Genomic DNA, 25,205 nt, shown 5'->3' on the forward strand with positions numbered 1-25,205 from the left:
TTTATCACTGCCTTCAGCATGCTGCAAACATTTATCCGGGCGCGATCACATTTTCCAGTGGCCTGCCGCAACAGCTTGTATGGCGAAAGCAAAGCAGCACGATATTTTGTGAGGTTCCGCGCTGAGTGAAATTATTGAACCAGTAAGAAAATGGTAATTTTGCCATAATAGCAGCGACGAAATCGCTGTCCGCCAATAGCGCCAGCGCCGGAAAGTACGTATCATTGCGCGCTTTACGCTCAACCAACATCATATAGTAGGCTACATGACTCAAACCTTTATCCCCGGCAAAGACGCCGCGCTGGAAGATTCCATTACCCGCTTCCAACAGAAGCTGCAGGACTTTGGTTTCAATATTGAAGAGGCCTCCTGGCTGAATCCCGTGCCCCACGTCTGGTCGGTGCATATTCGTGACCGCGATTGCCCGCTTTGCTTTACGAATGGTAAAGGCGCAAGTAAGAAAGCTGCGCTGGCCTCCGCGTTGGGTGAGTATTTTGAACGCTTGTCGACAAACTATTTCTTCGCTGATTTTTGGTTAGGCGAGACGATTGCTAACGGCGAGTTTGTTCATTATCCCAATGAAAAATGGTTCCCGCTGCCGGATGATGACAGCCTGCCGGAAGGTATCTTGGATCCGCGCCTGCGTGAGTTTTACGATCCGGAAAATGAGCTGAGCGCCAGCGATCTTATCGATTTGCAGTCGGGTAATGCCGAGCGCGGGATCTGTGCCCTGCCCTTTACCCGTCAATCTGACGAGCGGACGGTGTACATTCCGATGAATATCATTGGCAACCTGTATGTCTCTAACGGCATGTCCGCGGGCAATACGCGTAATGAAGCACGCGTACAGGGCCTCTCGGAAGTGTTTGAACGTTATGTAAAGAACCGCATTATTGCAGAAGCGATCAGTCTGCCGGCGATCCCGCAGAATGTCCTGGATCGCTATCCGGGCGTTGTTGAAGCCATCAATAGTCTGGAAGCAGAAGGTTTCCCAATTTTTGCTTATGACGCCTCGTTAGGCGGCAAATATCCGGTTATTTGTGTTGTGTTATTTAATCCGACCAACGGCACCTGCTTCGCTTCATTCGGTGCTCATCCAGATTTTGGCGTGGCGCTGGAGCGTACCGTAACAGAGCTGCTGCAGGGTCGCAGCCTGAAGGATCTGGATGTTTTTACTCCGCCGACTTTCGATGATGAAGAGGTGGCGGAACATGCCAACCTGGAGACGCACTTTATCGATTCCAGCGGTTCAATCTCATGGGATTTGTTCAAAGAAGAGTCTGACTATCCGTTTGTAGACTGGCGCTTTGACGGCAGCACAGAACAAGAATTCGCGACGCTGATGGCTATTTTCAAGGCTGAAGATAAAGAAGTCTATATTGCGGATTATGAGCATCTGGATGTTTACGCCTGTCGCATCATTGTTCCGGGCATGTCTGATATTTATCCGGCGGAAGATCTGCTGCTGGCAAATAACAATATGGGCGCAGGCCTGCGTGAAACGGTGTTAGCGTTGCCTGGCAGTCAATGGGATCAAGCAGATTATCTGGCGCTGATCGAGCAGTTAGATGAAGAAGGACATGATGATTTTACTCGCGTCCGTGAGCTGCTTGGCCTGGCTACCGGTAAAGATAATGGTTGGTATACCCTGCGTATCGGCGAGCTAAAAGCGATGCTGGCTCTGGCCGGCGGCGATCTTGATCAGGCGTTAATCTGGACTGAGTGGACAATGGAGTTTAATGGTTCAGTCTTCTCTGCTGAACGCGCTAACTACTATCGCTGCCTGCAAACGCTCCTGCTGCTTTCCCAGGAAGAAGAGCGCGACCCGACCCAGTATTATCATGCCTTTGTCAGGATGTATGGTGCTGAGGCTGTTGAAGCCGCTTCTGCCGCTATCAACGGTGAGATGCCTTTCTATGGTCTGCAGCCTGTTGATCTTGATCTGCAGGCGTTCCCTGCTCATCAGGCTCTGCTGGCTGCTTATGAAAAGTTGCAGCAGGCCAAGCGTAATAACTGGAAATAAATAGCCCTGTTTTTCTGGAATCGAAGCCAGCTGATGAACCCAGCTGGCTTTTTAGTTAGCGCAATGTTGCCAATCGGTTATTTTAAATTTCAACTTACTAACATTTAATGAGTAATATTTTTTTATATAACCATTTCGCATTGTGCATTAAATGCCTAATTCAATTTTAAATGCATAATTTAAAATAAATTTTATTATTAATTATCAGCAACATAGATAGAAAAACCGCGTATTTATTGCGACTAATCCTTTTCAGCCACTCGGCTAATATGATCTAAATCAATTTTCACTAAATACTCCTTTGTTAGTATCTCTACGACAATATTTCATGGGAGTACGTTAGTGTGAATGCTGACAACCCTTTCAATTTATTATTGCCGCAGGCAATGGCGAAAGTCGCTGAAGAAGCGGGCGTTTATAAAGCCACAAAACATCCTTTAATTACCTTTTTTTTGGCCATTAACGCAGGCGTATTTATTTCCATTGCCTTCGTTTTTTATATTACCGCAACAACAGGCACGGCTGATATTCCTTATGGCCTGGCGAAACTGGTTGGCGGCCTCTGTTTTTCGCTGGGGCTTATGCTGGTCGTGGTGTGCGGTGCAGATCTGTTTACTTCAACCGTTTTAATTGTTGTGGCGAAAGCCAGCGGACGCATTAGCTGGGGTCAACTGGCTCGCAACTGGATAAACGTTTATATCGGTAACCTGTTTGGCGCGCTGTTTTTTGTCGGCCTTATCTGGTTTTCCGGCGAGCATGAAGTGGCTAACGGCGCGTGGGGATTGAATGTCTTACAAACCGCCGACCATAAAATGCATCACTCTTTCATTGAGGCTGTCTGCCTCGGTACGCTGGCTAACTTAATGGTTTGCCTGGCCATCTGGATGAGCTACTCAGGCCGCAGCCTGACAGACAAGATGCTTGCCATGGCCCTGCCCGTCGCGATGTTCGTTGCCTGCGGTTTCGAGCACAGCATCGCCAATATGTTCATGATTCCAATGGCAATCGTTATTCATGATTTTGCATCACCGGCGTTTTGGCAGGCAACGGGCGCAACGGCTGCACAGTTTCCAAACCTGACGCTGAGCCATTTCATCATGGATAACCTGATCCCCGTCACCATTGGCAACATTATCGGTGGTGGGCTGCTGGTAGGGCTAACCTACTGGGTTATTTATCTGCGCGGCAACGGTGCGCACTAGCAGTAACAGCATAACGAATTCGAGCCGACAGAGAATTTTCTGTTGGCTCCAAAAAAGAACTTTTATCAGAAGGTAGGTATATTATGACCGAGCTCAATGAGAAACTGGCTGCCGCCTGGGAAGGCTTTACCGCAGGTGAATGGCAGAAATCAGTTAACGTTCGCGATTTTATTCAGAAAAACTATACGCCGTATGAAGGAGATGAATCCTTCCTGGCCGGTGCTACCGATGCGACTACCCAGCTGTGGAACAAAGTGCTGGAAGGCATCAAAATTGAAAACCGTACCCATGCGCCGGTTGATTTTGATACCAGCGTTGCAGCAACCATCACTTCACATGATGCAGGCTATATCGATCAGAGCCTGGAAAAAATTGTCGGTTTACAGACTGACGCTCCGCTGAAACGTGCCATTATCCCCTTTGGCGGGATCAAAATGGTGGAAGGTTCCTGCAAAGCCTATAACCGTGAGCTGGACCCACAGCTGAAAAAAATCTTTACCGAATACCGTAAAACCCATAACCAGGGCGTGTTCGACGTTTACACTCCGGAAATTTTACGCTGCCGTAAATCTGGCGTGCTGACCGGTCTGCCGGACGCATATGGTCGTGGCCGTATTATCGGCGACTACCGTCGTGTCGCGCTGTACGGTATCGATTATCTGATGCAGGATAAATTTGCGCAGTTCACCTCCCTGCAGGACGATCTGATCAATGGCGTTAATCTGGAAGCGACTATTCGTCTGCGTGAAGAGATTGCCGACCAGCATCGCGCGCTGGGCCAGCTGAAAGAGATGGCAGCAAGCTATGGCTGCGATATCTCTCGCCCGGCAACCAATGCACGTGAAGCAGTACAGTGGACCTACTTCGGCTATCTGGCTGCAGTGAAATCACAAAACGGCGCAGCGATGTCCTTTGGCCGTGTTTCAACCTTCCTTGATGTCTTTATCGAACGCGACATGCAGGCAGGTAAACTCAGCGAGCAGGAAGCACAAGAGCTGATTGACCACCTGGTAATGAAACTGCGTATGGTGCGCTTCCTGCGTACACCTGAATATGATGAGCTCTTCTCTGGCGACCCGATTTGGGCAACGGAATCCCTGGCAGGTATGGGCCTGGATGGCCGTACGCTGGTGACAAAAACCACCTTCCGCTTCCTGAACACCCTGTACACCATGGGGCCGTCTCCGGAGCCGAACATGACCATTCTGTGGTCAGAACAGCTGCCGATTAACTTCAAAAAATATGCGGCTAAAGTCTCTATCGACACCTCATCCGTCCAGTATGAAAACGACGACCTGATGCGTCCGGACTTTGATAATGATGATTATGCCATCGCCTGCTGTGTAAGCCCGATGATTGTCGGTAAACAGATGCAGTTCTTCGGTGCTCGCGCCAACCTCGCCAAAACGCTGCTGTACGCAATCAATGGCGGCGTCGATGAAAAAATGAAAATGCAGGTCGGCCCGAAAGAAGCGCCGATCATGGACGATGTGCTGGATTTCGATACCGTAATGGCTCGTCTGGACCACTTTATGGACTGGCTGGCTAAACAGTATGTCACCGCGCTGAATATCATTCACTATATGCATGATAAATATAGCTATGAAGCTGCGCTGATGGCACTGCATGACCGTGACGTTTACCGCACCATGGCCTGTGGTATTGCCGGCCTGTCCGTAGCGGCAGACTCACTTTCAGCTATCAAATATGCCACAGTAAAACCGATTCGCGATGAAGATGGTCTGGCAACAGATTTTGAAATCGAAGGTGAATACCCGCAGTTTGGTAACAACGATCCGCGCGTTGATGATCTGGCCTGCGACCTGGTTGAACGTTTCATGAAGAAAATTCAGAAACTGAATACCTACCGCAACGCCGTACCGACTCAGTCTGTGCTGACCATTACTTCCAACGTGGTTTACGGTAAGAAAACCGGTAACACTCCAGATGGTCGTCGTGCTGGCGCACCTTTTGGCCCTGGCGCTAACCCAATGCATGGTCGCGATCAGAAAGGCGCGGTTGCCTCGCTAACTTCTGTCGCTAAGCTGCCGTTTGCTTACGCTAAAGATGGTATCTCTTATACCTTCTCTATCGTACCGAACGCGCTGGGTAAAGATGACGATGTGCGTAAAACTAACCTGGCGGGTCTGATGGATGGTTACTTCCATCACGAAGCGGCAATTGAAGGCGGTCAGCATCTTAACGTTAACGTTATGAACCGTGAAATGCTGATGGACGCGATGGAGCATCCGGAAAAATATCCGCAGCTGACCATTCGCGTTTCAGGTTATGCGGTACGTTTCAACTCGCTGACTAAAGAACAGCAACAGGATGTTATTACACGTACTTTCACCCAGTCGCTGTAATCGCTCCTTGTGCTAATAAAAGGCTCCTGCGGGAGCCTTTTTACCAGCAGCCTGGTTTGCCAGAGATCTATACTGGGGTCATCTGGCAAAACAGACTCACTTAACGCAGCAGCCATTAAAGACTGCGTCACCTGCCAGGCAGGTTCACTTTGGAGAACACATCGCAATGTCATCATCCGTCGGTCGTATTCACTCATTCGAATCCTGTGGCACCGTTGATGGCCCAGGCATCCGCTTTATCACTTTTTTTCAGGGCTGCCTGATGCGCTGCCTTTACTGCCATAATCGCGATACCTGGGATACCCATGGCGGGAAAGAGGTTACGGTAGAAGAGCTGATGAGAGATGTTCTTTCTTATCGCCATTTCATTAACGCCTCCGGTGGCGGCGTTACCGCTTCAGGTGGTGAAGCGATACTGCAGGCCGCTTTTGTTCGCGACTGGTTCCGCGCCTGTAAGGCGGAAGGCATTCATACCTGTCTTGATACCAACGGCTTTGTACGTCGTTACGATCCGGTAATTGATGAGCTGCTGGAAGTGACCGATCTGGTGATGCTCGATTTGAAACAGATTAATGACGATGTTCATCAGATTCTGGTTGGCGTCTCTAATCATCGCACCCTGGACTTTGCTCGCTATATTGCTAAAAAAGGCATCCGAACCTGGATACGCTACGTCATCGTGCCGGGCTATACCGATGACGACGACTCCGCGCATCGCCTTGGCGAATTTACGCGCGATATGCAAAACGTCGAGAAGATTGAACTGCTTCCCTATCATGAGTTAGGCAAGCATAAATGGATCGCCATGGGGGAAGAATACAAGCTCGACGGGGTTAAACCGCCCAGGGCTGACACGATGGAACGCATCAAACATATTCTGGAAGGGTACGGTCATAAGGTCATGTATTAATCCGTAACCCACTAAAAAGGGCGACCTCACCGTCGCCCTTTTTTGTGCTGATTATGCCTGCGCCACAGGTGTAATATGATGGTCTGCTTTACGCAGCAGCATAACCAGATAGATGAACGCAACGGCCGCTATCATCACGAACAGTAAGCGATCGGAGTAGTTTTGCATCAGCATCGCCGTCATACTCGGCCCTGCCAGGCTGCCAATGGTATAGCTCAGCAGCAGAGCCTGATTCATCGCCACCAGTTCATGGTGCTTGACCGTCTCGCATGCCCATGACATGGCTACCGGATAAAGCGTAAAACCGGCAGCGCCCAGGATAAACAGTGCCGGAACCATAGCCATATTGCTGAGCATGGCAATCGAGCCAAGGATCACAATAAACACCTGCACGCGCAGCACCAGCAGACGACCGTAACGATCGGCCATACGCCCTACCGGCCACTGCCCTACGATGCCCGCGCTCACCAGTAACGCCATCCAGTAGCCGACGTTAGCGTCGCTGATCCCCTGATGAGAAAGATAAAGCGGCATCAGGCCATACAACGAGCCAAGTACAATGCCGGAAATAATACAACCGTTGATGCCAAGCCGTGAACTGCGGCGACGGAGCATTGGCCACATGCGGGCCGGGGCGCCATCTTCCTCACTCGCGGTAGCGGTAATTTTCATAAAGATAACCGGCAGTACGCCAGCGACAATCACGGCGGTGATCCAGGGCAAGACGTTCAGCAATTCGGTAGAGACTTTACTTACCAGCAACTGACCGGCCACCGTGCCCAGGTAGTAAACAATCATGTAGGCAGCCAGCAGCTGACCGCGATTACGCAACGTGCCGCTACAAAGCAATGCGCTTTCCACTACCACCCAAATCCAGGCGCAGCCAATACCTGCCACCAGACGCCAAAGCGTCCAGCTCCAGAAGCCCTCATTCATCCCCAGCGCCACCGTGGCGACAGCAAAAACCAGCGAAGCAAAATAGTAGCTGCGATTAAATCCATAGTGTTTAATCAGCCAGCCCGCCAGTAAAGTCCCGATAAGATTACCTGTGTAATAAGATGAGCTAACCATGCCTACCTGCCAGGTGGGCAGATTGTCGTGTGTCAGCCACAAAGGCACCAGAGTATTAAGTACGGCAATAGAAACTGTCAGCAGCAGCAGGCCGCAGAGCAACAGCACAACGGGACGAGACCAGGTGAACATTGGCTAAATCACAGGGAAGAAAAGAGAAAGTGCGCGAATATTGCCACTCTTGTTTTTAAAGTCAATCAGCCCGATTTACACGCCGCACAATTTGCCCTGGGCCGATTTAATATTTTTATCCTGAAAGGATTTTTGCAGAATAAAGTTTATACAGAAAAAGAAAGCCGCCCTTGTAAATCAGGGAATTATATTTATTGCTGCAAAAGATAACGATATATTTATTTTAATAAAAAAAAGCCCGCCGGAATTAGCGGCAGGCCTGATAGTTCACGAAAAGTATTAACCAATCATGGTTAATCCGCCCATATAAGGGCGCAGCACTTCTGGTACTTCGATACGGCCATCAGCCTGCTGATAGTTTTCCAGCACCGCCACCAGCGTACGACCGACTGCGAGGCCTGAGCCATTCAGCGTGTGAACCAGACGCGGTTTCTTATCATTCTTACTGCGGCAGCGTGCCTGCATACGGCGAGCCTGGAAATCCCACATATTAGAGCAGGAAGAGATCTCGCGGTAAGTATCCTGCGCCGGCAGCCAGACTTCCAGATCGTAAGTCTTCGCCGCGCTGGCACCCATATCACCGGTGCAGAGCAGCACTTTACGGTAAGGCAGATTCAACAGCTGCAGCACTTTTTCTGCATGGCCCACCAGCTCTTCCAGTGCCTGCATGGAGTCTTCCGGACGAACAATCTGCACCATCTCAACTTTATCGAACTGGTGCATACGGATCAGTCCACGCGTATCACGGCCATAGGAGCCAGCTTCAGCACGGAAGCAAGGCGTATGGGCGGTGAGTTTAATCGGCAGGGACTCTTCCTCAACGATCTCGTCGCGGACCAGGTTGGTCAGCGGCACCTCGGCAGTTGGGATCAGCGCATAGTTGCTGCTGTCTGATTCTTCTTCCAGCGGGCGGGTATGAAACAGGTCTTCGCCAAATTTAGGCAGCTGTCCGGTACCAAACAACGTGGCATGGTTAACCAGATAAGGCACATAGGTTTCAGTATAGCCATGCTGCTGCGTATGCAGATCGAGCATGAACTGACCCAACGCACGATGCAGACGCGCAATCTGCCCCTGCATGACCACAAAACGGGAACCGGTCAGCTTAACAGCAGCGGCGAAATCCAGTCCTTTTGCCATTTCGCCAAGGTCAACGTGGTCACGTACCGGGAAATCATACTGGCGCGGCTCGCCCCAGCGCAGAATTTCCTGATTTTCAGTCTCATCTTTGCCCAGCGGCACCTCATCTGCAGGCAGATTCGGTAAAGCGAGAGAAAAATCACGGATTTGTTGCTGCAAGATATCCAGTTCGGCTTTAGCCGCATCCAGACGCTCGCCCAGCGCGTTAACTTCCTGACGCAGCGGCTCAATGTCTTCCCCGCGCGCTTTAGCCTGCCCGATGGATTTGGAACGCGCATTACGCTCAGCCTGCAGGTTTTCCGTTTCTACCTGCAACACTTTACGGCGCTCTTCAAGAGAGAGCAGCGTTTCCACATCCAGTTTAAATCCTCGGCGTGCCAGTTTTTCTGCGACTGCGTCTGGCTCGTTACGCAGCAGATTGGGATCGAGCATGCTTATCCTGTGCTTACTGTGATTAAAAAAAGGTTTTGAACCAAAGCGTTCCTTCAGGATCCACCCGGCTATTGCGCTAACCTTACCGCAACGTCTGGGTTAGCGGTAGCGTTTTGTCGGGCTATTTTGATCCTGTTCCGCAAGCCAGGCGAGCTTTTCGCCAATTTTACCTTCCAGCCCGCGACTGGTGGGCTGGTAGTAACGCGTTTGCGCCATCTCAGCAGGGAAATAGTCTTCGCCGGCGGCATAGGCGTTCGGCTCATCGTGCGCATAGCGATACGCCTTGCCCAATCCCATCTCCTTCATTAATTTCGTCGGTGCATTACGCAGATGTTCCGGCACATCAAAATCGGGTTTTTCACGCGCATCGTGCAGCGCGGCCTTAAAGGCGGTATACACCGCATTGCTTTTCGGTGCGCAGGCCAGATAAACAATCGCCTGGGCGATAGCGCGTTCGCCTTCTGCCGGGCCGACGCGGGTAAAACAATCCCATGCGGCAATCGCCACCTGCATCGCTCGTGGATCGGCATTTCCTACATCTTCAGAAGCGATGGCCAGCAGACGACGCGCAACGTAGAGCGGATCGCCGCCCGCCGTAATGATACGGGCATACCAGTAGAGCGCAGCGTCAGGAGCAGAGCCGCGTACTGATTTATGCAACGCTGAAATCAGGTCGTAATAGCGATCGCCTTTATTATCAAAGCGCGCTGCGCGTTCGCCGGATACCTCATTTAACAGCTGCGGCGTTAATTCCCGTTTGCCCTGCGCATCGCTTTCGGCCATATCCGCCATCATTTCCAGCGTATTCAGCGCGCGGCGCGCATCGCCATTCACCAGTTCGGCAATCATCCGGCGGGTTGAGTCAGGCAGGACGATATCCTCTTTGCCCAGCCCGCGCTCTTTATCGGTTAGCGCCTGCTGCAATACCGTTTCGATATCCTCTACCGTCAGGGATTTCAGCAGATAAACGCGCGCGCGCGATAACAGCGCGGAATTCAACTCAAAGGATGGATTTTCCGTGGTTGCGCCAATAAAGGTAATGGTGCCGTCTTCTATATGGGGTAAAAACGCATCCTGCTGGCTTTTATTGAACCGATGCACCTCATCTACAAACAGAATGGTGCGCCGCCCTGCCTGACGATTCTGACGTGCGCGTTCAATCGCTTCGCGTATCTCTTTAATGCCGGAGGTAACGGCAGAAATCCGTTCGACGTCGGCATTGCCGTAACGGCCAATCAGCTCAGCCAGCGTGGTTTTTCCGGTGCCGGGCGGGCCCCAAAGGATCATTGAATGAAGATGGCCTGCTTCAATAGCGCGCGTTAGCGGCTTATCCGGGGCCAACAGATGCTGCTGTCCGATATACTGTTGCAGCGTGGTTGGCCGCATACGCGCGGCCAACGGTTGAAACTGCTCGGAAGAAAAATCAAGGGAGAGATTACTCAACTCAACCTCACTGACGTTGATCGTCTACCGTCACCCCTTTCGGTGGCGTAAAGGTAAATTTATCCGCGCTGACCGGCCCATTATTTTGGCTTTTCAGCACGTAGCTGCTGCGCTGTCCATCCTGCTCAATGGCGCTGAACTGATTAATGGTGCCGTTACCAGAAACGTTAATCATAAACTGCTTGAGGTTACCGGCGTCTGTTTTCGGCGTCAGTTCAAAATTATCACCCTGCTGTTTCACATTATACTGTTTCCAGTCGCTGCTTTGATTACGGGCAATCAGCATAAACGGCGTATTACTGGTGGCACTGTTCAGCCAGGTAGCGCTGACCTGCTCCACGAAAGGATTGTAAAACCACAGGGTTTTACCGTCTGAAATAATAACGCTCTCATCCGGTGCGGTCATATGCCAGTTAAACAGGTTGGGACGTTTTACCCACATTTCCCCTTCACCTTCCTGAACATTCGAACCGCTGCTGTCGGTAACCTTTTGGCTAAAGCTGGCGTGGAAGCTGCTGACTTTATCCAGACGTTGCTGTAATTCACTGGAAGCATCGGCCAGCGCACCGGCGGAGGTCAACGCTGAAAGTAAACCGCAAGCAAGTACTAATTTTTTCATGACTACCGATTCCTTTTTAAGTCGTTATATTCCGCATCAGGCGGCCTTATTACACATTAGACTGACAATTCGCTTCCTGACAGGAGAAAATACTGAAAGCGACGCGGTTAGCCGTTTCTGATGTTTAAATAAACAACGGGCCGGATTTTACCGGCCCGTATAGCGTCTGACAGCACAAACGCTGTTTTATTACATTTCGTGCGGCGGCGGCGCAAGAACCTCACGGTTACCGTTATGCCCAGGCGGAGAGACGATAGCCTGTACCTCCATCTGCTCAATAATACGCGCGGCGCGGTTATAACCAATACGGAACTGACGCTGAACGCCAGAAATCGAAGCCCGACGTTTTTCCACCACAAAGGCCACTGCCTGATCGAACAGCGGATCCAACTCTTCGTCGCCGCCATCTAAGCCCAGGCCGCCACCGTCGCCTTCTTCGCCCGCCGTAATGCTTTCAATATACTGCGGACGACCACGCGCTTTCCAGTCCTGTACCACTGCATGCACTTCCTGGTCACGTACAAAGGCGCCGTGAACACGCACCGGAATCGAGGAGTTTGGCGGCATATAGAGCATATCGCCCATCCCCAGCAGGGACTCCGCACCGCCCTGATCAAGGATCGTACGGGAGTCAATTTTACTGGATACGGTAAAGGCGATACGCGTTGGAATATTAGCCTTAATCAGGCCGGTAATCACATCTACCGACGGACGCTGCGTAGCAAGCACCAGATGAATCCCCGCTGCACGCGCTTTCTGAGCCAGACGCGCAATGAGTTCTTCCACTTTTTTGCCTACCGCCATCATCAGGTCGGCGAATTCATCCACCATGACCACGATATAGGGCAGCTTTTCCAGCGTCGGCGGCAGCGTATCCATACTGTCGCCAGGCTTCCAGAACGGATCCGGAATCGGTCGTCCCATCGCTTCCGCCTGCTCGATTTTCTCGTTGTAACCCGCCAGATTTCGTACGCCAAGCGCAGACATTAGTTTATAGCGACGCTCCATCTCGCCAACGCTCCAGCGCAACGCATTAGCCGCGTCTTTCATGTCGGTGACCACTTCCGTTAACAGATGTGGGATACCTTCATAAACCGAGAGCTCCAGCATTTTCGGATCGATCATAATAAAGCGCACCTGCTCCGGCGTCGCTTTATAAAGCATACTGATGATCATCGCGTTCACGCCTACCGATTTACCAGAACCGGTAGTACCGGCCACCAACAGGTGAGGCATTTTGGCCAGATCGGCCACCACCGGCTGGCCTGCAATATCTTTACCCAGTACCACAGAAAGCGGCGAAGGATTATCACGGAAGCTGGCGCAGTCGAGCACTTCGCGCAGATAAACGGTCTGACGATGCTTATTCGGCAGTTCGAGACCCACATAAGGTTTGCCCGGGATCACCTCAACCACGCGCACTGCCACCGCAGAAAGTGAACGGGCCAGATCGCGTGACAGGTTAGAAATGCGTGCCGCCTTGACGCCTGGGGCTAAATCCAGTTCAAAGCGGGTAATCACCGGCCCTGGCGAAATGCCAACCACTTCCGCTTTTACCCGATAGTCAGCCAGCCGCGCTTCAACCAGGCGGGCAGTCTGTTCCAGCGCAAACATATCTACCGGTTCTTCTTCTGCCGGCGGCGAGGTTAACAGATCCAGTGTCGGCAATGGCGTAGTCGGTTTATAGGTTGGCTGCTCATGACGCATCAGGAAAGGATGAATCAGGCTATCCGTCAGCGAATCATGGCTTTCAGACTGTGGCGCTACTTCCACGGCCGCGGGCGTAAAGGCTGACGACGCGCTGCTTTGCCATTGAGAAACGGGCGGCTCAATGGGGCGCTGAACCGGTTCGCTCGGCTGCGTCACCTGCGGTGCCGGGACATCCGTCGGCTGAGAGGCATAACGCGGCTCTGCTGATGCCGGCTGCTGCCACTGTGGCTCCGCTGCCGGAGTCTCTGGCTCAGGCGTAGCGGCAATAGTAAACAGCGGCTCGCCTGGACCATCATCAATCAGATCTTTCATTGGTGAAAAATCGAAAGCGGCAGCAGGATCGATCGTAAAGGCTGGCGTATCGCGCGGCGGCGTTGCAGCCTCCTGAGGAGGCGTATCTGCCAGATGTTCACTGCGCGGCTGTAGCGTATTCTGCTGCGGCTGCGGCTGATAAGTACTATCGGGCTGCGTTGGCTGCGCATATCGCTGCTGAACGTTACCCTCTTGCTGAACCTCAGGCACCGCCGGTTCAGGCTGTGCGTAACGTTGCTGCTGTTGCTGCGCGAACTGCTGCGCCAGCGCCTCTTGCTGCAATGCACCCTCATCCTCGTCAGAGGCATAGTCTGCGCCATAGCGCGCCTGCTGCTGTGCCATAAACGCATCACGTAACTGGTGTTCGTCTTCGGCAATTGACTGCGCATCGGCAGGCTGAGACAGAGCCTGTTGCTGGGCCTCCTGCTTCGCTTTTTCCTCTGCCAGACGCTGGGAAGGCAGCTTAATGCCAAAGGAAGCGAGTTCACGGCGCGTAGGCAACTTAACCGGTTTCGGACGCGGAAGCTCTGGACCAATGCCCTGTTTGATCTGCGGATTAATCTCTTCAGGTGCAGTGGCCGGCATAAAAGGAACGGCGCCTGCTTGCGTAGCGGCGGCTGTGGCCGCAGCTGGCGCTGGTGATGAGGTTGTCGCCTCTTGCCAGTTACCCATTTGCGGACCCTCGTCTTCTGCACCCGGCGTGAAGACGTCGATTGACTGCTGAGGCATTTCAAAACGATAAAGCGGCGGCGCAGCGCTTACGCTCTCGCTTTGCGCCGCTGCGGCAGGCGCAGGAGATACGTTTACAGGCGCGACATTATCGCGCGCTGACACAACCGGCTGTGCCGGACCTGATTGTTCCGCCTGAGTTGGCACAGAATCGTTCTGCTCATTCAGAGCATGAACTACCGGCTGAGCGGATGCAGAAGCTTCGGCGTTCGCCTGGGTCATCGCGGCGCTGTTAGCGACCGGTGCTTTAGCAAACAGGGGATCCTCTTCTTCCGTCTCATCTTCCACGGCGTGCAATCTACGCGGCGGCGACAGCAGAATGTCATCGTCTTCATCCAGCTGAACCGCGCTTTTAATCGTGGGTGCCGGACGATAGTCATCCTCTTCATGCCAGGCTTCGTCATTGCGCGAGCGATTGCTGGCAAAGGTCAGCACGCCCATAACCACCGCACCGATTTTCTCGGCAATCGTCAGCCAGGACCAACCGGTATACAGGGTTAACCCCGCTGCCCACAGGCAGAGCAAGGCCAGCGTCCCGCCCGCGCCGCTCAAATACGGCGCCATTGCGTTACTGACCAGACTGCCGATCACCCCGCCGGAGGCAAAGTACCAAATGTCATCAGCATTCAGCGCGGCAAGGCCACAGGTGGTCACCACCAGCGCCAGCACGCCTATCAGACGCAGGCCCACGGCAAAGTAGTCGATATAGTCCTGGCGATCGCGCTGCTGAAAAGTGATCCAGCACAGACCAAGGATCACGGGCGGAATGGCGTACGCCATCACTCCAAAAATAAACAGTAACGTATCGGCCAGCCAGGCGCCGACGCTGCCGCCCAGATTATGGATAGGTTCATGCCAGGCGGTCTGAGACCAACTGGGATCGGAGGGATTAAAACTAACCAGCGCCACCATCAAATAGACAGCGAATAGCGCAACAAGGATCAGCAACGCTTCGAGCAGACGGCGACCACTACTAAGCGGCTTAAGTGACACTTCTTTATCTTCTGTATATTCCTGGCTCAAGAGAACTCTCCAGGTACCTGTAAACTATGAAGGAAACAGCGCCGGGCTACCCGACGCTGTGCCTGTATGAATTCACAGGAGTGTACCGAATACCACCAGGTTTTGCACCTGTCCTGTGTTATCGCGTCTTAATAACCAAACGGTTACTCTGTTTGACTTCTTCCATCACCACGTAAGTCCGCGTATCGTTAACGCCCGGCAGGCGCAGCAGGGTTTCACCCAGCAGTTTACGGTAGGCGGACATGTCCGGCACGCGGGTTTTCAGCAGGTAGTCAAAATCACCGGAAACAAGGTGACACTCTTGAGTTTCCTCAAGTTTTTGCACGGCGGCGTTAAATTGTTCAAACACATCCGGCGCACCGCGATTCAGAGTAATCTCAACGAAAACCAGCAATGATGCGTCAAGATAGTGAGGATTGAGCAACGCGGTATAGCCCAGAATAAAGCCCTGACGTTCCAGGCGGCGTACGCGTTCAAGGCATGGCGTGGGCGATAAGCCAACGCGTTTTGAAAGCTCCACGTTAGAAATACGACCATCCTTCTGCAGTTCATTCAGGATATTTCTGTCTATTCTGTCGAGGTCTTTTCCGGGGCGTTTTTTATTGTCTACCATTATTATTGTCTCTCTTCATTCCTTCCCTTTACCTGCCATACCCTGAACGAAATCAATGTACAGGGTCTTTCGTCAGTGAAGACATAGAGTCTGTTGCTATTGCAGCGCCCATCCGCATGACGCATGCTGTCTGTCCACACCATGTGTCATTACGAATGACAGACTGAGTTTATTCGGCGTTGTACGCAAAAGCTGGTACGAAACTCTGTTTACATAGCTCAAATATTCTCTGCTTCCCACAATGTTTTCGCAAAAGCGCAGGCGATTGTCAAAGCAAAACATTGAAAATCAGGAGAACATGCCAGCCCGTGGCGCGTACCGCCATTTTTAACCGGATATTTTGGGCGTTTTGCCTGCAATTTATTTGCTGTGAAGCTTTTTTTACGCCGGCCTTTCTTCCCTGCCCCGCGTTATCGGTGAAACCTGTTGCATCAATTGTTAACAAAATCGCAGAACGCTTTTTTTGCGTCATTAAATTCCCTACAATCTGGCTCCATGTTGCCAGTTAACTAATGAGGATCTCATGGGCACGGCCAAACACAGTAAATTGCTTATTCTGGGCTCTGGTCCGGCGGGCTATACCGCAGCCGTCTACGCTGCACGCGCTAATCTGAATCCGGTAATGATTACCGGCCTGGAAAAAGGCGGCCAGCTAACTACCACTACCGACGTTGAGAACTGGCCTGGCGATCCTGAGGATCTAACTGGTCCGCGGTTAATGGAACGTATGCATGAGCATGCGTTGAAATTTAATACCGAAATCATCTTTGATCATATCCATACGGTTGATTTGCAAAATCGTCCGTTTCGTCTGGTTGGCGACAGCGGCGAATATACTGCCGATGCGCTGATCATCGCTACCGGCGCTTCCGCCCGTTATCTGGGCCTGCCTTCCGAAGAAGCGTTCAAGGGTAAAGGCGTCTCCGCCTGTGCGACCTGTGACGGGTTCTTCTATCGTAAGCAGAAAGTTGCCGTCGTGGGCGGCGGCAATACCGCTGTTGAAGAAGCGCTATATCTCTCTAATATCGCCTCTGAAGTTCATTTGATTCACCGTCGCGAGACTTTCCGCGCCGAGAAGATCTTGATCAATCGCCTGATGGAAAAAGTCAGCAGCGGCAATATCGTGCTGCACACCCATCGCGAGCTGGACGAAGTGCTGGGCGATCAAATGGGCGTGACCGGCGTGCGTCTGCGTGGCGCGCAGAACAGCGAAATCACGGAAGAGCTGGATGTCGCTGGCCTGTTTATCGCTATCGGGCACAGCCCGAATACCGCTATTTTCGCCGGACAGCTGGAGCTGGAAAATGGCTATATTAAAGTGCAGTCAGGTTTGCAGGGCAACGCCACGCAGACCAGCATCCCAGGCGTATTTGCCGCTGGCGATGTGATGGATCATACCTATCGTCAGGCAATTACCTCTGCCGGTACGGGCTGTATGGCAGCGCTGGATGCGGAACGTTATTTAGATGGTCTGGTTAAAAACGATAAGTAAGTTGTTAATTAACTGATCTTATTTTTCTGAGGCGACAGTTCAACTGTCGCCTTTTTTCTTTCTGCCATGCTACATTGCCTGCGCCTCTACTGGCATATTCCCTGGCGATATCGGCCAGCCTGTTCTTCTTGAGAAACGGCCCCGGATGGAAAAGAAACGTCAACAACAACTCACCCGCTGGCTGCGCCAGCAGCGTGTCTGTGCCCGCCCCTGGACAACCCTTTCTACGCTGCTGGGCCTGGCAAGCGCCCTGCTGATCATCGCCCAGGCATGGCTGCTGGCCACCCTGATGCATCATTTGATTAGCGAACAGCAGCCGCGTGCGCAATGGCTTTCCACTCTATTTCTGTTGCTGCTCTGTTTCGCGGTACGCGCCTTGCTGAGTTGGCTTCGCGAACAGGCGGGCTATCGGGCGGGAGAACAGATACGACGTGCCCTGCGCAAACAGGTGCTTGACCGTTTACAGCAGTCAGGCCCCGCCTGGATACAGGAGAAGCCGGTCGGCAGCTGGGCCAGCCTGCTGCTGGAGCAGACGGAAGAGATGCAGGACTATTATGCGCGTTATCTGCCGCAGATGACGTTAGCTGTGCTTATTCCCGGTCTGATCCTGCTGGTGATTTTCCCGGTGAACTGGGCCGCCGGACTGATTTTGTTGGCCACGGCTCCGCTCATTCCGCTGTTTATGGCGTTGGTGGGAATGGGGGCCGCCGATGCAAATCGGCGTAATTTTCTTGCGCTGGCGCGGCTTAGCGGTGATTTTCTCGATCGGCTGCGTGGCCTGGATACGCTGCGTCTGTTTCATCGCGGCGCGGCGGAAACGCGCGCCATTGCTGCCGCTTCCGAAGATTTTCGGCAGCGCACTATGGAAGTCCTCAGGCTGGCTTTTCTCTCTTCGGCGGTGCTGGAATTTTTCGCTTCTGTCTCTATTGCCATTGTCGCCGTCTATTTTGGCTTCTCCTATTTAGGCGAGCTGAATTTTGGTCACTACGGTACCAGCATCACTCTGTTTGCCGGCTTTTTGGCCTTGATTCTGGCACCGGAATTTTTTCAGCCGCTGCGCGATTTAGGCACGTTTTATCATGCCAAGGCTCAGGCGGTGGGTGCAGCCGATGCGCTGCACGCTTTCCTCTCCTCCCAACCAGAGGTCACGTCAGCCAGGGGCAAACCTGGATTTTCGCCCGATCGGCCGCTACAAATCGACGCCCGCGGGCTGATGATTATGGCCCCGAACGGAACCTTGCTCGCTGGCCCGCTCGATTTCTCTTTGTCGCCAGGCAGACGTGTAGCGCTGGTGGGTCAAAGCGGCGCGGGGAAAAGCTCGCTGATCAATGCGCTGCTGGGCTTCCTGCCTTATCAGGGCTCCTTACGGATTAACGGCTATGAGCTACGGGATCTTCCACGTCGCGACTGGCATCAGCTTCTGGCCTGGGTAGGTCAAAATCCTCATCTGCCGGAACGTACGGTTCGTGAGAATATAATCAACGGTCAGAGAGTATCGGCGGCACGTTTACAGGAGATACTGACGTTAGCTGGTGTTGATGAGTTTCTTTGCCGTCTGCCGCTGGGGCTGGAGCACGAGATGGGCGATCAGGCTGCCGGCCTGTCGGTGGGACAGGCGCAGCGGATTGCCGTAGCGCGGGCGCTGCTAAAACCTCGTCAGCTGTTATTGCTGGATGAACCGGGTGCCAGCCTGGACGCGCGTAGTGAGCAGCATGTCATGCGGGCGCTGTTGGCCGCATCACAGCAACAAACCACCCTGTTGGTAACGCATCAGCTAAATGAGCTGGCGCAGTGGGATGAAATTTGGGTGATGCGGGATGGTCAACTTATTCAACAGGGCAGCTGGCAGCAGCTTACCAGTCAGCCGGGCCCCTTTGCCACGCTGCTGACCCATCGTCAGGGAGATATAGCCTGATGGCGAAACTACAACCTTTTCTGCGGCTCTATCGCCGTCATTGCTGGCGTCTGTTGTTGGGGGCGTTATTAGCTATCGTGACGTTATTAGCCAGCACAGGACTGCTCACGCTTTCAGGATGGTTTCTCGCGGCTTCATCGCTGGCAGGCACGGCGGGGCTCTACAGCTTTAACTATATGCTGCCCGCTGCGGGCGTACGCGGCGCGGCTATCATCCGCACCGTTGCGCGCTATTTTGAACGTCTGGTCAGTCATGACGGGACATTTCGCGTGCTACAACATCTGCGTGTTTTTACTTTTCGTCGACTGATGCCGCTCTCGCCTGCAGGGCTTACCCACCTGCGCCAGGGCGACTTACTTAACCGCTTTGTTGCCGATGTCGATACGCTCGATCATCTCTATCTCAGGCTAATTTCGCCGCTCTGCGGCGCGCTGATAGTGATTATCGTGGTGACGCTGGGGTTATGCTGGCTGGATGTCTCGCTGGCGTTGACGCTGGGTGCCATTATGCTGCTGACGCTGCTGCTACTGCCGCCGCTGTTTTATCGCGCCGGACGTCCCGCCGGCGAGATCATTACCGCCGAGCGTGCACGTTATCGCCAGCAACTGACTCACTGGCTGCAGGCGCAGGCAGAGCTTTCACTGTATGGCAGCGTTGAAGCCTGGCGCGCGCAGCTGGATTTAGTGGAACAGCGTTGGCAACAGGCGCAGCGCAGGCAGGCCAGCCTGACCGGCCTGTCACAAGCGCTGCTGCTGCTGATCAGCGGCGCGGCGGTAACGTTGATGCTCTGGCTCAGCGCTGGCGGCGTAGGCCACTGGCCGCAGCCTGGCGCCTTGATTGCTCTGCTGGTTTTTTGCACTCTGGCGGCGTTCGAAGCGTTAGCACCGGTGGGTATGGCCTTCCAACATCTTGGGCAGGTTTTTGCCTCTGCTGAGCGTATCAGCCAGATTATCGATCGCTCGCCCGCCGTGGAATTCCCCTCTGAGCAACGCGACGATCTTCCTGCGCCTGGCTCGCTGGCGTTAGAACAGGTTACCTTCTCATATCCGGATGCGGTTTCCCCTGCCCTGCAGCGCCTGTCGCTCCAGGTTAACGCCGGTGAAACCATTGCGCTGCTCGGCCCTACCGGCTGCGGCAAAAGCACGCTGCTACAGCTGTTAACGCGAGCATGGGATGCGCAGCAGGGTGAGATTTGGCTACAGGGCCTCCCGCTACGTCAATGGAGCGAACCAGCTTTACGCGCCGCTGTTAGCGTGGTCAGTCAGCGGGTTCACCTGTTTAACCAGACATTACGCGATAACTTATTACTGGCTGCGCCGGAGAGCAGCGATCGGGCTCTGAGCGCCATACTGGAACAGGTGGGTCTGGAAAAGCTGCTGGACGGCGAGGGGCTAAACGCCTGGCTGGGCGAAGGCGGCCGACAGCTTTCTGGCGGTGAATTACGTCGTCTGGCTATTGCCCGGGCGCTGCTGCACAATGGGCCAATAATGTTGCTTGATGAACCCACCGAAGGTCTGGATGCGGAAACAGAACGGCATATTCTTGCCCTGCTGGCTCAGGTTACCGCCGACAAAACGGTGATAATGGTTACCCATCGCCTGCAGGGGCTGGACAAAGTCGATCGGATTTACGTTATGGATCAGGGTGAGATCATTGAGCAGGGAACGCATGTGGAATTAATTGCAAAAGGCGGACGCTACTGGCATTTTCAGCAGCGGTTTACGCTATAGTCATAGCTTCTTAAACTGCGGGGCTTTCGAGAAATGCGACTGATTCAGTTGTCACGTGAATCGCTTAACTTTCCGCCGCCGGAAATGGCGCTGCGTGAACCAAATGGCCTGCTGGCTATGGGCGGCGACCTTAGCCCTGCACGTTTACTCAATGCCTACTACCGGGGGATTTTCCCCTGGTTTTCGCCAGGCGATCCTATTTTATGGTGGTCGCCCGATCCGCGTGCGGTATTAATCCCGGATGCGTTTCATTGCAGCCGCAGCATGAAGCGTTTTCACCGACGCTCGCCCTATCGCGTCACCATGAACCGTGCGTTTGCTGAGGTAGTAGAAGGTTGCGCCAGCGATCGTAACGAGGGAACCTGGATCACGCCGGAGGTAAAACGCGCCTGGTGGCGTCTGTACGATCTGGGTCATGCACACTCGATCGAAGTCTGGTGCGATCGGGAACTGGTTGGCGGCATGTATGGCCTGGCGCTGGGACAGCTCTTTTGCGGCGAGTCGATGTTTAGCCGGAGTGAAAACGCATCAAAAACCGCGCTGCTGGTATTTTGCCAACATTTTTCCCAACATGGCGGCCAGCTGATCGATTGCCAGGTATTAAATCCGCATACCGCATCGCTTGGGGCTACAGAGATTGCACGTACCGATTATTTGCTGGCGCTGAGTCGCCTGGGGAATGCGTCGGTGAACGAGGCCTGCTGGTGTACAGATACGCTTTTTGCCCCTGAACCGATGTTTTACACGCAACGGTGAGGAATAGTGGTATAATAGGAAAGTTTGGTATGTCGTCCGTTTATTGCGTAAGCGCATCGGAATTACCAGGCTGGGAATCACCACGCATCTTCAGAACTGTTTTCTGGCTGTGGCCGGTTAATGGATTCTTAGCCGCTATTCCCCCTCGCTAACGTCACTGTCATCAGACGACGAAAGTTATGCTTGTATGCTGCGCTACAGGTGCATGCGGGCGTTGGTATAATAACCAACAATTCTTTACATAATTCGTGGAATTCGGCATTATCTTGCCGGTTCAAAACTTGGAAGTCCACCCAGAGGATTCGATGGCCAAAGAAGACAATATTGAAATGCAGGGTACCGTACTTGATACGTTACCTAACACCATGTTCCGCGTGGAATTAGAAAACGGACACGTGGTTACCGCCCATATCTCCGGTAAAATGCGCAAAAACTACATCCGCATTCTGACGGGCGACAAAGTCACTGTTGAGCTGACCCCGTACGACCTGAGCAAAGGCCGCATTGTCTTCCGTAGTCGTTAATAAAGCTCTGCGTTAATCTGACATTAACGCCTGACTGTTAACAAAGGCCAGATAATGTGGCCTTTTGCTTTTACGATGCATCAATGCGTGCTCTGTTGTTAATAACGATACGCTGATAAAAAAGGCCGGATTAATCCGGCCTTTTGCTTTTCTGCTGCGCTTATTGCACTGAGCCTTCCGTTTTGCGCTTCTCAGCGCTAACAAAATGGTAAGCCAGCTGATTTTTCTCTTTATCCAGCGTGACCGATACCGATCCGCCATCCACCAGCGAACCAAACAGCAGTTCGTTAGCCAACGGTTTTTTCAGGTTTTCCTGCACGGTACGCGCCATTGGACGTGCACCCATCGCTTTGTCATAACCTTTCTCTGCCAGCCATTCACGCGCTTCGTCGCTGACTTCCAGTGAAACGCCTTTGGCGTCCAACTGGGCCTGCAGTTCCACGATGAATTTGTCCACCACCTGGTGAATAACTTCAGCAGAAAGGTGATCAAACCAGATAATGTTATCAAGGCGGTTACGGAACTCCGGCGTAAAGATCTTTTTGATCTCTTCCATCGCATCGGTACTGTTATCCTGATGGATAAGACCAATGGATTTACGCTCGGTTTCACGCACGCCAGCGTTGGTGGTCATTACCAGAACCACGTTGCGGAAATCCGCTTTGCGGCCATTGTTATCGGTCAGCATTCCGTTGTCCATTACCTGCAGCAGCAGGTTAAAGACATCCGGATGCGCTTTCTCAATTTCATCCAACAGCACCACGGCGTGAGGATGCTTGATCACCGCATCGGTCAGCAAACCACCCTGATCAAAGCCAACGTAGCCCGGAGGCGCACCGATCAGGCGGCTTACGGTATGACGTTCCATATACTCGGACATGTCAAAGCGCAGCAGTTCAATGCCCAGCGCCTTCGCCAGCTGCACCGTCACTTCGGTTTTACCTACCCCGGTAGGGCCGGCAAACAGGAATGAACCCACCGGTTTACGTTCATGTCCCAGCCCGGCGCGGCTCATTTTGATCGCCTCGGTTAATGCTTCAATCGCTTTATCCTGGCCAAACACCAGCATTTTCAGCCGCTCGCCAAGGCTTCTCAGCGTATCGCGATCGGTTGCAGAAACGCTTTTCTCCGGAATGCGGGCAATACGCGCCACTACCGACTCAATATCCGCCACGTTAACGGTTTTCTTACGCTTGCTGACCGGCATCAGTCGGCTGCGTGCGCCAGCTTCATCAATAACATCAATTGCCTTATCCGGCAGGTGACGATCGTTGATATATTTTACAGCCAGCTCAACGGCGGCACGTACCGCTTTGGCGGTGTAACGGACATCGTGATGCGCTTCATACTTCGGTTTCAGACCGTTAAGGATCTGCACCGTTTCATCCACGCTCGGCTCGGTAACGTCAATTTTCTGGAAACGACGCGCCAGCGCACGATCTTTCTCAAAGATATTGCTGAATTCTTGATAGGTTGTAGAACCCATCACGCGGATCCGTCCACTCGACAGCAACGGTTTGATCAAATTCGCCGCATCAACCTGACCGCCGGAAGCCGCACCTGCGCCGATGATAGTATGGATCTCATCGATAAACAGAATACTGCTTTCATCCTGTTCCAGCTGTTTGAGCAGCGCCTTAAAGCGTTTTTCAAAATCACCGCGGTATTTCGTCCCGGCCAGCAGCGAACCAATATCCAGAGAATAGATGGTGCAGTCTTTGATGATTTCCGGCACGTCACCCTGCACGATGCGCCAGGCGAGGCCTTCAGCGATAGCGGTTTTACCCACGCCCGACTCACCCACCAGCAGCGGGTTATTTTTCCGACGACGGCAGAGCACCTGAACGGTACGCTCCAGCTCCTTGTCGCGGCCGATCAGCGGATCGATACCGCCAACGCGAGCAAGCTGGTTAAGATTGGTGGTGAAGTTTTCCATACGTTCCTCCCCGCCTGCCTGCTCTTCATTGATCTGATTCTCCGGCCCCTGCGCCTGGCCCGGTTCATCTTTACGCGTCCCGTGGGAAATAAAGTTCACCACATCAAGACGGCTGACTTCATGTTTGCGCAGCAGGTAAGCCGCCTGGGACTCCTGCTCGCTAAAAATGGCCACCAGCACGTTTGCGCCCGAGACTTCGCTGCGTCCGGACGACTGAACGTGGAAAACCGCACGCTGCAACACACGTTGAAAGCTGAGCGTCGGTTGCGTATCGCGCTCTTCTTCCGTTACCGGCAATACCGGCGTGGTTTGTTCGATGAAGGCTTCGAGCTCCTGGCGCAGAGCCACTATATCCACCGTACAGGCTTCCAGTGCCTCTCTGGCCGACGGGTTGCTGAGCAAAGCCAGCAACAGATGCTCGACGGTCATAAATTCATGACGGTGCTCACGCGCTCTGGCGAAAGCCATGTTTAAACTGAGTTCCAGTTCTTGATTGAGCATTAGGCACCTCCCCCAATTATCGCCCTACGGTTCATGCCGGAATAGCATAACGCCGATCAGGCTTTTTCCAGCGTACACAGCAACGGATGCTCATGCTCTTTAGCATAGCGGTTTACCAGCGCCACTTTGGTTTCCGCCACTTCGGCAGTAAACACGCCGCAAATCGCTTTGCCCTGATAATGCACTCTGAGCATCAGTTGCGTTGCACGCTCAATATCATAAGAAAAGAACTTTTGCAGAACGTCAATAACAAATTCCATAGGAGTGTAATCGTCATTGTTGAGTATAACTTTATACATCGAAGGCGGCTTGAGACCTTCGCGCAGTTTCTCTTCTGCAAGATGTTCAAAGTTAAGCCAGTCGTTAGTGTTTCCCATAATGTTCCGTCGTATCTGTGTTGCGCACTGGCACGAAAGCCGCATGCCATATTATTCAGTGTAACACGCGTGCCATCCGGCTTCGCGCGGGTAAAAATTCTCCGCGGCGCTACAGGCGCGACCGCTATCACAAATTTGGCAATAGCGTTAACTACCTCAAAGTTTAGCGATTTTATCAATGCCTGAACCGGCCGATGGCTTGACGCTTACCCTTGTTTCTCTACATTCTACAAGCACAAGCTGATTGAG

At 52.9% G+C, this 25,205-nt stretch carries 19 protein-coding genes; 9 read left to right on the forward strand and 10 right to left on the reverse strand.

The annotated features are described in order from the left end of the window. Nucleotides 1–31: 31 nt before the first annotated feature. Nucleotides 32–274: a hypothetical protein gene (locus tag ACQE32_RS08115; protein ID WP_426981085.1), complete on the reverse strand. Its 243-nt coding sequence runs from the start codon at nucleotides 272–274 to the stop codon at nucleotides 32–34. Here ACQE32_RS08115 and ycaO point away from each other — a divergent pair. From ycaO to pflA, 4 genes are all read left to right on the forward strand, one after another. Then, the gene (gene ycaO / locus ACQE32_RS08120; RefSeq protein WP_426974234.1) at nucleotides 266–2,023 is read left to right on the forward strand and encodes a 30S ribosomal protein S12 methylthiotransferase accessory factor YcaO; all 1,758 of its coding nucleotides are present in this window, start codon (nucleotides 266–268) and stop codon (nucleotides 2,021–2,023) included. The two genes, ACQE32_RS08115 and ycaO, sit on opposite strands and share 9 nt — an antisense overlap. A gap of 344 nt (nucleotides 2,024–2,367) precedes the next feature. Next, nucleotides 2,368–3,225: a formate transporter FocA gene (focA, locus tag ACQE32_RS08125; protein WP_426974233.1), complete on the forward strand. Its 858-nt coding sequence runs from the start codon at nucleotides 2,368–2,370 to the stop codon at nucleotides 3,223–3,225. A gap of 83 nt (nucleotides 3,226–3,308) precedes the next feature. Then, nucleotides 3,309–5,591: a formate C-acetyltransferase gene (pflB, locus tag ACQE32_RS08130; protein ID WP_250652259.1), complete on the forward strand. Its 2,283-nt coding sequence runs from the start codon at nucleotides 3,309–3,311 to the stop codon at nucleotides 5,589–5,591. A 166-nt stretch (nucleotides 5,592–5,757) separates the two neighbouring features. After that, entirely contained in the window at nucleotides 5,758–6,501 is a 744-nt protein-coding gene (gene pflA / locus ACQE32_RS08135) for a pyruvate formate lyase 1-activating protein (RefSeq protein WP_426974232.1), read from the forward strand. A gap of 51 nt (nucleotides 6,502–6,552) precedes the next feature. Here the strand turns inward: pflA and ACQE32_RS08140 are convergent, their stop codons facing one another. From ACQE32_RS08140 to ACQE32_RS08170, 7 genes are all read right to left on the reverse strand, one after another. Then, on the reverse strand, nucleotides 6,553–7,704 hold the full coding sequence (locus tag ACQE32_RS08140) for an MFS transporter (protein ID WP_426974231.1): 1,152 nt from the start codon (nucleotides 7,702–7,704) through the stop codon (nucleotides 6,553–6,555). Nucleotides 7,705–7,983: 279 nt separating this feature from the next. After that, the gene (gene serS / locus ACQE32_RS08145; protein WP_085067428.1) at nucleotides 7,984–9,276 is read right to left on the reverse strand and encodes a serine--tRNA ligase; all 1,293 of its coding nucleotides are present in this window, start codon (nucleotides 9,274–9,276) and stop codon (nucleotides 7,984–7,986) included. A gap of 99 nt (nucleotides 9,277–9,375) precedes the next feature. After that, nucleotides 9,376–10,719, reverse strand: a complete 1,344-nt coding sequence (locus ACQE32_RS08150) for a replication-associated recombination protein A (RefSeq protein ID WP_427021619.1) — start codon at nucleotides 10,717–10,719, stop codon at nucleotides 9,376–9,378. A 7-nt stretch (nucleotides 10,720–10,726) separates the two neighbouring features. After that, nucleotides 10,727–11,338, reverse strand: coding sequence for an outer membrane lipoprotein chaperone LolA (gene lolA, locus ACQE32_RS08155; protein WP_085067430.1), 612 nt, complete (start codon nucleotides 11,336–11,338; stop codon nucleotides 10,727–10,729). Nucleotides 11,339–11,527: 189 nt separating this feature from the next. Then, nucleotides 11,528–15,112, reverse strand: a complete 3,585-nt coding sequence (locus ACQE32_RS08160) for a DNA translocase FtsK 4TM domain-containing protein (protein WP_427021620.1) — start codon at nucleotides 15,110–15,112, stop codon at nucleotides 11,528–11,530. Between the two features lie 118 nt (nucleotides 15,113–15,230). After that, nucleotides 15,231–15,725, reverse strand: coding sequence for a leucine-responsive transcriptional regulator Lrp (gene lrp / locus ACQE32_RS08165; protein WP_017347019.1), 495 nt, complete (start codon nucleotides 15,723–15,725; stop codon nucleotides 15,231–15,233). 268 nt (nucleotides 15,726–15,993) lie between these two features. Further along, nucleotides 15,994–16,197: a hypothetical protein gene (locus tag ACQE32_RS08170; protein ID WP_427021621.1), complete on the reverse strand. Its 204-nt coding sequence runs from the start codon at nucleotides 16,195–16,197 to the stop codon at nucleotides 15,994–15,996. A 51-nt stretch (nucleotides 16,198–16,248) separates the two neighbouring features. On the opposite strand from ACQE32_RS08170, the gene trxB reads away from it, so the two are divergent. The 5 genes from trxB to infA all read left to right on the forward strand — a co-directional run bounded on the left by trxB (nucleotide 16,249) and on the right by infA (nucleotide 22,142). Continuing rightward, nucleotides 16,249–17,217, forward strand: a complete 969-nt coding sequence (trxB, locus tag ACQE32_RS08175) for a thioredoxin-disulfide reductase (protein ID WP_426974230.1) — start codon at nucleotides 16,249–16,251, stop codon at nucleotides 17,215–17,217. A gap of 145 nt (nucleotides 17,218–17,362) precedes the next feature. Next, nucleotides 17,363–19,132 (forward strand): heme ABC transporter permease/ATP-binding protein CydD, encoded by a 1,770-nt coding sequence (gene cydD, locus ACQE32_RS08180; RefSeq protein WP_426974229.1) that lies wholly within the window; start codon nucleotides 17,363–17,365, stop codon nucleotides 19,130–19,132. Continuing rightward, a complete protein-coding gene (gene cydC, locus ACQE32_RS08185; RefSeq protein WP_427021622.1) occupies nucleotides 19,132–20,862 on the forward strand; it encodes a heme ABC transporter ATP-binding protein/permease CydC in 1,731 nt (576 codons plus the stop codon). The genes cydD and cydC overlap by 1 nt, the downstream gene beginning before the upstream one ends. A 33-nt stretch (nucleotides 20,863–20,895) precedes the next feature. Next, nucleotides 20,896–21,618 carry a leucyl/phenylalanyl-tRNA--protein transferase gene (gene aat / locus ACQE32_RS08190; RefSeq protein ID WP_426974227.1) on the forward strand — a complete coding sequence of 241 codons (723 nt, stop codon included), beginning with the start codon at nucleotides 20,896–20,898 and terminating at the stop codon, nucleotides 21,616–21,618. Nucleotides 21,619–21,923: 305 nt separating this feature from the next. Continuing rightward, a complete protein-coding gene (gene infA / locus ACQE32_RS08195; RefSeq protein ID WP_002211347.1) occupies nucleotides 21,924–22,142 on the forward strand; it encodes a translation initiation factor IF-1 in 219 nt (72 codons plus the stop codon). A 160-nt stretch (nucleotides 22,143–22,302) separates the two neighbouring features. Here infA and clpA read toward each other — a convergent pair whose 3' ends face one another. Together clpA and clpS are read right to left on the reverse strand one after the other, a co-directional pair. Next, entirely contained in the window at nucleotides 22,303–24,579 is a 2,277-nt protein-coding gene (clpA, locus tag ACQE32_RS08200) for an ATP-dependent Clp protease ATP-binding subunit ClpA (RefSeq protein WP_250652249.1), read from the reverse strand. 56 nt (nucleotides 24,580–24,635) lie between these two features. Beyond that, nucleotides 24,636–24,956 carry an ATP-dependent Clp protease adapter ClpS gene (clpS, locus tag ACQE32_RS08205; RefSeq protein WP_085067438.1) on the reverse strand — a complete coding sequence of 107 codons (321 nt, stop codon included), beginning with the start codon at nucleotides 24,954–24,956 and terminating at the stop codon, nucleotides 24,636–24,638. Nucleotides 24,957–25,205: the final 249 nt, after the last annotated feature.

Origin of the sequence: Pantoea sp. FN0302, from assembly GCF_050113775.1 — a bacterium.
Taxonomy (GTDB): Bacteria; Pseudomonadota; Gammaproteobacteria; order Enterobacterales; family Enterobacteriaceae; genus Mixta; species Mixta alhagi.